This window comes from Anaerotignum sp. (genome assembly GCF_045122575.1).
Taxonomy (GTDB): Bacteria; Bacillota; Clostridia; order Lachnospirales; family Anaerotignaceae; genus Anaerotignum_A.
The window spans coordinates 24,557-34,861 of sequence record NZ_JBGVHV010000019.1 but is presented as its reverse complement, the minus strand read 5'-3'; the positions used below and the strand labels follow the sequence as shown (position 1 = coordinate 34,861).

General features: G+C 46.7%; 10 protein-coding genes. 3 read left to right on the top strand and 7 right to left on the bottom strand.

What is annotated here, in order from left to right; translation table 11 throughout:
* From hemZ to ACJMLT_RS00905, 4 genes are all read right to left on the bottom strand, one after another.
* Positions 1-1,423: coproporphyrinogen dehydrogenase HemZ (gene hemZ / locus ACJMLT_RS00920; protein WP_405725192.1), on the bottom strand; the 1,423-nt coding region annotated here is incomplete at its 3' end.
* A 17-nt stretch (positions 1,424-1,440) separates the two neighbouring features.
* Positions 1,441-1,893, bottom strand: coding sequence for a D-aminoacyl-tRNA deacylase (gene dtd / locus ACJMLT_RS00915; RefSeq protein WP_405725189.1), 453 nt, complete (start codon positions 1,891-1,893; stop codon positions 1,441-1,443).
* A gap of 25 nt (positions 1,894-1,918) precedes the next feature.
* Positions 1,919-4,168 carry a RelA/SpoT family protein gene (locus ACJMLT_RS00910; RefSeq protein ID WP_405725186.1) on the bottom strand — a complete coding sequence of 750 codons (2,250 nt, stop codon included), beginning with the start codon at positions 4,166-4,168 and terminating at the stop codon, positions 1,919-1,921.
* 116 nt (positions 4,169-4,284) lie between these two features.
* Positions 4,285-5,406, bottom strand: coding sequence for a glycoside hydrolase family 3 N-terminal domain-containing protein (locus ACJMLT_RS00905; protein ID WP_405725183.1), 1,122 nt, complete (start codon positions 5,404-5,406; stop codon positions 4,285-4,287).
* Between the two features lie 160 nt (positions 5,407-5,566).
* On the opposite strand from ACJMLT_RS00905, the gene ACJMLT_RS00900 reads away from it, so the two are divergent.
* Genes ACJMLT_RS00900 through ACJMLT_RS00890 form a run of 3 tightly spaced genes read left to right on the top strand, consistent with a single transcriptional unit; the run spans position 5,567 to position 8,008 of the window.
* Positions 5,567-6,298 (top strand): tRNA 2-thiocytidine biosynthesis TtcA family protein, encoded by a 732-nt coding sequence (locus ACJMLT_RS00900; protein ID WP_405725180.1) that lies wholly within the window; start codon positions 5,567-5,569, stop codon positions 6,296-6,298.
* A gap of 5 nt (positions 6,299-6,303) precedes the next feature.
* On the top strand, positions 6,304-7,371 hold the full coding sequence (locus tag ACJMLT_RS00895; protein WP_405725198.1) for a tyrosine-type recombinase/integrase: 1,068 nt from the start codon (positions 6,304-6,306) through the stop codon (positions 7,369-7,371).
* Between the two features lie 7 nt (positions 7,372-7,378).
* Positions 7,379-8,008 carry an NUDIX hydrolase gene (locus ACJMLT_RS00890; RefSeq protein WP_405725177.1) on the top strand — a complete coding sequence of 210 codons (630 nt, stop codon included), beginning with the start codon at positions 7,379-7,381 and terminating at the stop codon, positions 8,006-8,008.
* A 42-nt stretch (positions 8,009-8,050) separates the two neighbouring features.
* Here the strand turns inward: ACJMLT_RS00890 and ACJMLT_RS00885 are convergent, their stop codons facing one another.
* The 3 genes from ACJMLT_RS00885 to lepB all read right to left on the bottom strand — a co-directional run bounded on the left by ACJMLT_RS00885 (position 8,051) and on the right by lepB (position 10,223).
* The gene (locus ACJMLT_RS00885) at positions 8,051-8,521 is read right to left on the bottom strand and encodes a hypothetical protein (RefSeq protein WP_405725174.1); all 471 of its coding nucleotides are present in this window, start codon (positions 8,519-8,521) and stop codon (positions 8,051-8,053) included.
* Between the two features lie 106 nt (positions 8,522-8,627).
* On the bottom strand, positions 8,628-9,581 hold the full coding sequence (ylqF, locus tag ACJMLT_RS00880) for a ribosome biogenesis GTPase YlqF (RefSeq protein WP_405725171.1): 954 nt from the start codon (positions 9,579-9,581) through the stop codon (positions 8,628-8,630).
* Between the two features lie 18 nt (positions 9,582-9,599).
* Entirely contained in the window at positions 9,600-10,223 is a 624-nt protein-coding gene (lepB, locus tag ACJMLT_RS00875; protein ID WP_405725168.1) for a signal peptidase I, read from the bottom strand.
* Positions 10,224-10,305: the final 82 nt, after the last annotated feature.

Here is a 10,305-nt window from a genome sequence, read left to right as displayed (position 1 = left end):
TTTTTCGTTCTATCATTTCATCGATGCGACCGATGTAATCTTCAATACTTTTTACGTTGAATACACGCTCGATGCGGTCTGTTTCGGGGTCAACGGTTTTTGTGCTTGCCCCTGCGCCCGCCGCCAGAATGGTCTGTTTTTCCTCCATGATCTGAACGTTATAGACCCCTTCTTTGCCGGGGTGGCAGTATCCAACATTTTCAAAATTCCCCACCATATTTTTCTGACGGTACATATAATAAGGCTCCATGCCCATTTTTTCCGCATATTCTGCTGCGATGTTCAGCATGGATTCCAATGTATCCGCTGTGGTCATGTCGTGCTGATCCAGTTCCTCTCTCAGACGGGATGCACGTTTTACCGCAAGGGTATGCACCGTCACGTTATCGGGATCCAGCTTCATGACCTCTTCCATGGTATGGCGTACATCCTCCGCAGTTTCCCCGGGCAGACCAAGGATCAGATCCATGTTGATGTTTTCATGTCCTTCTTCCCTTGCTTCCCGGAATACGCGGCAAATATCATCCACACTGTGGATTCTGCCGACCGCCTTCAGGGTATGGTCATTCATGGTCTGGGGATTGATGGAAATGCGGTTGACGCGATATGCCTTCATCAGGCGCAGTTTTTCTCTGGTGATGGTATCAGGACGGCCTGCTTCCACGGTATATTCCATCGTTTCATCAGGGTGGAACAGTTCTTCCACCTTCTGCAGCAGGCGTTCCAGCTGTGCTTCATTCAGGGAAGTGGGTGTGCCGCCGCCGATATAAATATTTTTCATCACAAATTTTTTGCTGTAAGCCGCCAGCCAGTCTAACTCTTTGAACATGGCATCCAGATATTCATCGACCCTGTTTTTATACTGGTGCAGAGGGTATGCTGTGAAAGAGCAGTACAGGCATCTGGTAGGACAGAACGGAATACCGATATACAGGCTGATCTCCTCGGGTTTATTGCCTTCCAGAATCTTCTGTTCTGCTTTCGCCACCTTCACCGCTAGTTCCGCCTTGTGTTCCATTACAAGGTAATCCTCTGTCAGAAATTTCATACATTCCTCGTCAGATTTTCCTTCTTCCAGCATGATGCTGACCAGTTTCGCAGGGCGCACCCCTGTCAGAAGGCCCCACTGGGGACGAATCCCCGTTTCTTTCATCAAGAGTTCGTAGATCGTACGTTTGATGATGCGTTTCTGTTCTTTTTCCGTGAGTGTTGTTTCGTCATATTCCATAGACCATTCGGAAACTTTCTCTCCACGGCGATAAAGCATTGCCGAAGCAATGCCTTTTTTCATTTCGCTCTTTACCGTGATTTCCGCCTCTGTCACTTCCTCTGTACGGGTATAGTGACGATTGGCCAGGAAAACCTGGATCATTGTCTGCACATCATTCTGCAATTCATGTCCGCTGAGGACATAAGTAATCATATCTGTATTCATACGCATCAGAACAGTTTTTCACTGTCCAGCAGCAGTGTTACAGGGCCGTCATTTACCAGAGCAACCTTCATATCTGCCTGGAATACGCCTGTCGCAACTTTTTTGATGCCCAGGGTCTGCGCTTTTGCACACAGCTTGTCGAACAGTTCTGTTGCGATTTCAGGAGCCGCGCCGCCGCTGTAGCCGGGACGTCTGCCTTTTCTTGCATCCCCGTACAGGGTGAAATTGGGCACGATCAGCAGTTCCCCTTCCACATCCATCAGGGACAGGTTCATTTTTCCGTTTTCGTCTTCGAAAATACGCAGGTTGATCACTTTATCCAGCATATAGTCGATGGTTTTGTCTGTATCTGTACCCAGCATGCCAAACAGCACCATAATGCCCTTGCCGATCTCGCCGACAACCTGACCGTCGATGGTTACGCTTGCTTCTGTTACTCTCTGTAATACTGCTCTCATTTCTTCCTCCAAAAATGTTTCTATATTATCCTAAACCGGAAACACGTTCTACCTCTACGATGTCTTTCAGACCTTTCAGGCGTTTGACCACACGTTCCAGCTGTTCCTTTGTCTTGATCTCAATGGTGATATTGAAAATCGCAAGAAGATCCTTTGTGGTTCTTACGTTAAAGCCTTTTACGGAAATATCATCATCCGCCAGCTGACGGCTGATTTCCAGAATCAGACCCACACGGTCATTGGCAGTCACGCGCAGTTCCGCCAGATAGGATGTGTTGGTATCCCCTTTAGCAAACTGCGTATCCCATTCCGCATTGATCAGACGTCCCCGTTCCTCATTGCTCAGATTGATGACATTGACACAGTCTGTACGATGGATGGTCACACCACGGCCACGGGTAACGAAGCCAACGATCTCATCCCCGGGAACAGGGCTGCAGCATTTGGAGAAACGCACGGCCACATCGCCAATGCCTTCCACCACGATACCGCTCTTGCTTTTATGTTTTTTCACAGGCTTGTCATCGATGGTCTTTTCAAAATCTTTCAGCACATCTTCTGCAGTCTGTGTTTTGCGTTTTTCTTTCAGATATTCGTCTTTCAGACGGTTTACGACCTGACCTTCCTTCAGCCCGCCGTAACCAACGGCAGCCAGCAGGGCATCCCATGTCTTGAAGTCATATTTGACAACAACGATTTCCATCCATTCGGGACGCAGCAGATCATCCGGCTGAAAGCCTTTTTTCTTCATATCTGTCAGAACCATTTCACGGCCGCGGACAATATTTTCTTCCTTTTCTTCCTTCTTGAACCACTGTTTGATCTTGGTTCTTGCCTGTGCGGATTTAACCACATTCAGCCAGTCCCTGTTGGGGCCTTTGGAGTTCTGGGAAGTGATGATCTCAACAATGTCACCGTTCTGGATCTTATGATCGATGGGTACGATCTTGTTGTTTACTCTTGCGCCAACCATTTTATTGCCGACTGCAGAGTGAATCATATATGCAAAGTCGATGGGTGTGGAATCCTTTGTCAGCTGAATGACATCCCCCTGCGGCGTGAATGCATACACCTGTGTGGAGAAGATGTTGAAGTCCTGTTTCAGGGTATCCAGATATTCCTTATTATCGGCCATGTCCTGCTGCCATTCCATGATCTGACGCAGCCATGCCAGTTTTTCCTCATCTCTTCTTGTAGACTTACTGCCTTTTTCGTTGGCCTTGCCTTCTTTGTATTTCCAATGGGCAGCGATACCGTATTCACTGGTACGATGCATTTCCCATGTTCTGATCTGCACCTCAAACACCTGCCCGTGGGGGCCGATCAGGGAGTTATGCAGAGACTGATACATATTGGGTTTGGGCATAGCAATATAGTCTTTGAAACGGCCGGGCATAGGGGTATACATGGTATGCACGATCCCCAGAACCGCATAGCAGTCCTTCACATTATCTACCAGCGCACGGATAGCGAACAGGTCATAAATCTGATCCATGGTCTTGTTCTGGTTGACCATTTTCTTATAGATACTGAAGAAATGCTTTGTTCTGCCGTAAACCTTTCCTTTGATACCGGCTTCGTCCATTTTCTGCTGCAGTTCTTTTACGATATCCTGCACAAATTCGTCCCGTTCTTCTTTTTTTCGTTCGATCTTCGTTGCCAGATCGAAGAATGCGTCGGGATCCAGATATTTGAAACACAGGTCTTCCATTTCGGAACGAATTTTGGAAATACCCAGTCTATGAGCCAGAGGCGCATAGATATCCAGAGTTTCCTGTGCCTTTTCCTTCTGTTTTTCCGGCTTCATATAGTTCAGGGTGCGCATATTGTGCAGCCTGTCTGCCAGTTTGATCAAAATTACACGGATATCCTTTGCCATGGCAAGGAACATCTTACGGTAGTTTTCTGCCTGCGCTTCTTCCTTCGTCGTATAGGACAGTTTCCCCAGCTTTGTCACACCGTCTACCAGTGCCGCAATTTCTTCGCTGAACATCTGGGCGATATCTTCATAGCTGTATTCTGTGTCCTCGATGATGTCATGCAGGATGCCTGCCACGATGGATTCCATATCCAGTTCTAATTCTGCCAGGATATATGCCACTTTCAAAGGATGGATGATATATGGTTCTCCGGATTTTCTTTTCTGTTCTTTATGAGCATCTACAGCCAGTTTATAGGCTTTTTCGATCATAGAAAAGTCACTGGACGGATGATAGGTTTTGATTTTTTCGATCAGTTCCAGATACAGTTGTTCTTCTACGGGTACCATACTCATCACCTCCTCTTATTCTTAGAGTTTCTGTTTTTCTTTTGTCGAAAAAAGATTATAAATGTAATTATACAATTTCACCGTTCTGTTTTCAAGAAAATTCGTTGTATACATGTATAAAATCAAAGGAGTCCTTTGTCATATTTCAGAGATAAAATATGCCACAAAGCCGCATTGACTCTTTCCGCGGGAATCTCCTCTTTTTCGATGGCATCGGTCAGGGCTTCTGCCGCTTCCCCAAGGTTGGCAGGCATCAGAACCAGATCCACACCGGCCTGTACTGCCATCACTGCGCTTTCGCCGCTGCCATACTGATCCACAATGGCGCCCATATTCATGGCATCGGTAATGATAATGCCGTCATAACCTAAATCATTTCGCAGAATACCCAGCATTTCCGCGGACAATGTCGCAGGCAGACCGTCTGTTGTGGCATTGGGTGTTTTGATATGCCCTGCCATGATAAAATCCGTTCCTGCTGTGATGGCCTGTTCGAAAGGAACAAATTCTACACTCCTCAAACGTTCCATATCATGTTCCACATAGGTTTCCCCCAGATGGCTGTCCATGGCAGTGTCCCCATGTCCCGGGAAATGTTTTGCACAGGCGCTGACACCCATCTTCTGAAGGGCGGAAATAAATTCTGCAGCTTTACTTGCCGCCGCCTGAGGATCGGAGGAGAAGGCCCTTGTACCGATCACAGGGTTATCGGGGTTGGTATTCACATCGGCAACAGGGGCAAAATCCACATTGATGCCCAGTTCTCCCAAGGTAGAGCCGATAGAAGTGCCCGCCCAGGAAACATCTTCCATTTCTGCCGCGGGAGGGAATATCTCATGTTCGATATTGCTTTTATTCAGACGGGAAACCAGACCGCCTTCCTCATCGATGCCGATGAACAAAGGCAGATGTGCCGCCGCCTGCAGATCATAAGTCAGCTGCTGAGTCTGTTCCTTTGTATCCAGATTTTCTGCAAAAAGGATCACCCCACCAATATAATATTCGGAAAGGGCTTCTTTTGCTTCCTCAGACAGGACTGTCATCCCTGTTCCGTCGGCATTATTGCGAAAATCCGCCATAATAAGCTGGCCTGCTTTTTCCGCCGCATCCATTTCATCTATGATCGCCTGAATATATTCTTCTTTACTTACTTCCTCTTTGGCAGGCACTGTTTCTCTTTCGCCGCACGCCGCCAGAGAAAACATCATGCATCCTGCCAGAAGCATTGCCAATATTTTCTTCATAGTATCTCCTCTTTTCAAAATTCTTTTATTTATTATTTCTGCATAAAAGTGTCTTTTTCCTGCAAAATCACCGAAAAAAGCATCTGTTCGCCTTTGCAATCTCCCACACTTTCGCTATAATATAAATTAGAAAAGTATTGTTTTGACAAAGGAGAATGCTATGAAATTACAGAAATTGCTCAGCTACGTCCGCCGTGCCGTAGATGATTATCATATGATCGAAGAAGGCGACAGGATCGCCATTGGCGTTTCCGGCGGCAAGGACAGCATCTGCCTGCTGCTGGCTCTCAATGCACTGAAACGCTTCTATCCCAAGAAATTTGAGATCGAAGCTATCACCGTTTCTCTGGGTCTGCCCGGTGCAAAATATGATGATATTCAGGCTCTGTGCGATGAACTGGGCGTAAATTATACCGTGGTAAATACCGATATCGGCCAGATCATCTTCGAAGAAAGAAAAGAGAAAAATCCCTGCTCTCTCTGTGCAAAAATGCGTAAGGGCGCATTGAACGATATGGCGGAAAAACTGGGCTGCAACAAAATCGCCCTCGGCCACAACAAAGACGACGTGGTAGAGACCTTCTTCATGTCCCTCTTTTACGAAGGCAGAATGAACTGCTTTGCCCCCGTCAGCTATCTGGACAGAAAGAAACTATATTCCATCCGTCCACTGATGTATGTACCCGAATGGGAATGCCGCAGTTTTGTCAACAAAAGCGGCATCAATATCGTAAAAAATCCCTGTCTGGCCGATGGCAATACCAAAAGACAGGAAACCAAGGAAATGCTGGCCGAACTTTCCAAAAATTATGATAACCTGCAGGAAAAGGTATTCGGCGCCATCAAACGTTCCCCTCTGAAAGGCTGGAATGACGGGGTATCCGAAGAATAAGGAGGATCACCATGTCCACTTACCATGAAGAACTGAAAAATAAAGAAACCCTGCGGTTAAGAGAGATCCAGCGGGAGCTGCCCCCTTTCACCCAGTCCTTTTTCCGCGGCATTGCTCAGACCACATCTACCAAAACCCGTCTGGCATACGCCTATGATCTGCGGATCTTCTTCCGTTATCTCTATGAAGAACACCGCACCCTTGGCGGCCTGGAAACAAAGGACTTCACGGCAGAACATCTGAACGAAATTTCTTCCGAAGATATCGATTGTTTTCTGGAATATCTCACCTACTACATCCGCCCCGACCACGAGAACCCCGCCTACGGCAAAGAAATGCACAATGACGAAAAGGGGAAATCCCGCAAACTGGCAGCAGTACGGATGCTATTCAAATTTTATTATAAAAAGAAGATCATCAAAGCCGACCCCGCTTCTCTGGTAGATACCCCGAAAATCCACGAAAAAGCCATCATCCGACTGGATGTGAACGAAACGGCGGATTTTCTGGATGCGGTGGAAACCGGCGAAAAACTGACAGACCGCCAGAAAGCCTTTCACGAAAAAACGAAAAAACGCGACCTTGCTATGATGACCCTGCTTCTGGGCACAGGCATGCGTGTTTCCGAATGTGTGGGCATCAATATCAAAGATCTGGACTTCAAGAACAATGCCGTGAAAGTTACTCGAAAAGGCGGCAACGAAGTCTTCCTTTATTATGGCGATGAAGTACGGGAGGCCTTGGAGGACTATCTGGCAGAGCGGGAAAACACCGTGACCAAAGAGGAAAACGAACCTGCCCTCTTCCTTTCCGGTCAGGGCAAGCGCATCGGCGTCCGCACGGTACAGAATATGGTCAAAAAATATGCTAACGGCGTAACACTGAAAAAAATCACCCCCCATAAACTGAGAAGTACCTTTGGTACAAACCTCTATCAGGAAACGGGGGATATTTATCTGGTGGCAGATGTGCTGGGACACGCGGATGTCAACACCACCCGCAAGCACTATGCCGATATTGAAGACGGCCGCCGCAGAATGGCCGCCACCCGCATCAAATTAAGAAAGGACTGACAACAACATGGAAACTCTGAAGCAAGTAACTTCCATCTTTTCCGAACATAAAGCAGAACCGCTCTGGAAACTGCGCTACTTCGCCATCATGCCCCTGCTGACAGAAATCGACGGTGAATTGCATTTCGTTCTGAATAAAAGAGCTGCCGGCGTAAATCAGCCCGGTGATATCTGCTTCCCCGGCGGTCATCAGGAAAAGGGGGAATCTCTGCAGGAAACCGCCCTCCGCGAAACGGAAGAAGAGATCGGCATTCCCAGAGAAAAGATCCAGATCATCGGAAAAAGCGATTTCATGCTGACCATTTACCGCGGCATGATCCAGCCTTTCGTAGGCTTCGTGCCCTATGAAATTTATAAAGAAGCAAAACCCAATCCCGAGGAAGTAGAAGAAATCTTTACCGTTCCTCTAAAATTCTTTATGGAAACCGAACCGGACAAGTACGACACCGTCTGGAAAGTAGTACAGTCTGAGGATTTCCCCTACGATCGCATCGAAGGCGGAAAAAACTATCCCTTCAGCAAAGGCAAAACCACCCAGCTGTTCTATGAATACGATGGGCATACCATCTGGGGCTTCACCGCACAGGTCATCCGAAATATCGTTGAAATCCTGAAAACAACACCAATCGAAAAATAAAAAACAGCGATATCTGACAAAACATCAGGTATCGCTGTTTCTTTATTCCGCAGGACATTTTATCAATTCCCCCTTCTCATCCACATTCATGACCATCGCATCAGAGAAGCTGTACAATCCATAGGGATCAACCATATCATCCGGATAATCGATTTCATAAAAAGCATCATTGATCCAGATGCGTTCCGGATCATTGGCATTGCAGTTCAGTTTCAGCACCTGCTCTTCTCCGCTGAAAAAAGTGTATGAACCAGACTCTGCCACCCACTCATCTTCCCGATCGACTTTTTCCTCTACCACGGCATTATTGAACAGAAACACAAAATCCTGCACCTCTTTCGGGTCGGTGATAACCTTTTGATCGGTACCATATTTCGGATTTCCCATGGCCATGGTCACGACTACTTTATCAATCTGGGATGCATCCAGTTTTTCATTGAGCAGCTCCCTTTTTCCACAGCCCGCAAGACAAAGCAGGCAAAACAATCCACAAACCAACAGGCTTTTTTTCATACAAACACCTCTTTCCGAAATTTTTCTTTACTATTTAGACTGCGCCTGCCTTTATTTTGTTCCGCCGCAAAGAAAAAAGCCGAGGAAATCCTCGGCTGATCTTACATTATTTGTTATTTTTCTTTTTATTGTATGCTCTTTTTCTTTCCTTATCCAACATTGCCTTTTCTGCATCTCTGGCTGCTTTCTTTTCCAGCATCACATCAATATCTTCGGGCAGTTCCAAAGTGATCTTACCCAGCTTGCCGCCGCGGAATTCATCCATCATGATCTTTCCTGTTCTTTCCAGATCGGGCTCATCGCCTTTTTTCTTGAAGCCACGGGCGATGGCGATCTTCGCCAGAATTTCATGGGGCTCGTCGATGGAGTCAAATTCGATCTGATAGCGTTTTTTGATACACTCAGGATCTCTCGCCACCATGTGGTTGATGAATGCCAGTGCCATATTTTCAGGGTCGAGGATATCATCATTGATGGCCCCTGTGAATGCCAGTTTCAGGCCAACCTGCTGGTCTTCAAATTTGGGCCACAGGATACCGGGTGTATCCAGAAGTTCAAAGTCCTTTTTCAGTTTGATCCACTGTTTGCCCCTTGTAACGCCGGGCTTATCCCCTGTTTTTGCTGTTACCTTACCAACATATTTGTTGATAAATGTAGATTTGCCTACGTTGGGGATGCCAACGATCATGCTGCGGATGGGCACATTGATACGCCCTCTTGCTTTCAGTTTTTCAATTTTTTCTTTCATCAGTTCTCTGGCCACTTCTGTCACTTCGCCAAAGCCGCTGCCCTTCAGAGCATTGATGCGGATGACGCGGAAGCCCTGATTTTCAAAATATTCCTGCCAGATGGCTGTTGCCTTATCGTCTGCCAGGTCGCATTTATTCAGAAGAACGATACGATGCTTGTTTTTTGCGATCGTATCCAGATCGGGGTTTTTGCTGCTGTAAGGGATGCGGGCGTCAACCAGCTCAATGACGATATCTACCAGAGAGATATTTTCTTCCATCATTCTGCGGGTTTTTGTCATATGCCCGGGATACCACTGAATATTGTTCATAGTTTACCTCTTTCTATATTAATCGATCAGACCAAAATCACTGAAGGGATACAGACGCAGGACAACTTTGCCCATCAAGTCATCCTTATGGATGGCACCTACAGATTCTCTGCGGCTGTCCAGGCTTTCATTTCTGTTGTCGCCCATAACAAAATAGCTGTTTTCGGGCACTTCAAAGGGATATTCGATATTGCCGTCTGTCATCATGGGTTCGCCAAGGAAATCTTCCTCAATATATTCCCCATTGACATACAGATCATATACATCTTCATCATCTTCATTTTCCACGATATCGATCTCGTCACCGGGCAGACCGATGACACGTTTGATGATATTTTCATAGCCTGTTCCTTCGTCCAGTTTGCAGATCACCACATCACCGTAATCGGGAGAACCCACAGAAGTGCTCAGTTTATTGATGAATACCAGATCGCCATGGTTGAAGTTTGGCTCCATGGAAGAACCTTTGACCAGAACCGTGCCCATCACATTACGCAGGACAACGATCATCACCACCAGCAGCACCAGCTGCAGCGCGATCGGCATGGATTTCTTTTCTTTCTTCTTTCTGCCGGCTGTCTGTTCTTTTTCTGCTGCTCCTTCCAGAACTTCCTGTTTCTGTTCTTCTCTTTCCATTTCCATACTACAAACCTCCTTGTTTCAAGCAAACTTCTTTCGTCAAGGGCGAATCCCGTTCGCCCCTCACGAAAAAAGCCTCGATGAA

What these genes read in the sequence shown, in the direction of transcription:
- dtd (WP_405725189.1), bottom strand. Translation starts at nt 1,893, where the DNA reads ATGAGAGCAGTATTACAGAGAGTAACAGAAGCAAGCGTAACCATCGAC.
- ACJMLT_RS00910 (WP_405725186.1), bottom strand. Translation starts at nt 4,168, where the DNA reads ATGAGTATGGTACCCGTAGAAGAACAACTGTATCTGGAACTGATCGAA.
- ACJMLT_RS00905 (WP_405725183.1), bottom strand. Translation starts at nt 5,406, where the DNA reads ATGAAGAAAATATTGGCAATGCTTCTGGCAGGATGCATGATGTTTTCT.
- ACJMLT_RS00900 (WP_405725180.1), top strand. Translation starts at nt 5,567, where the DNA reads ATGAAATTACAGAAATTGCTCAGCTACGTCCGCCGTGCCGTAGATGAT.
- ACJMLT_RS00890 (WP_405725177.1), top strand. Translation starts at nt 7,379, where the DNA reads ATGGAAACTCTGAAGCAAGTAACTTCCATCTTTTCCGAACATAAAGCA.
- ACJMLT_RS00885 (WP_405725174.1), bottom strand. Translation starts at nt 8,521, where the DNA reads ATGAAAAAAAGCCTGTTGGTTTGTGGATTGTTTTGCCTGCTTTGTCTT.
- ylqF (WP_405725171.1), bottom strand. Translation starts at nt 9,581, where the DNA reads ATGAACAATATTCAGTGGTATCCCGGGCATATGACAAAAACCCGCAGA.
- lepB (WP_405725168.1), bottom strand. Translation starts at nt 10,223, where the DNA reads ATGGAAATGGAAAGAGAAGAACAGAAACAGGAAGTTCTGGAAGGAGCA.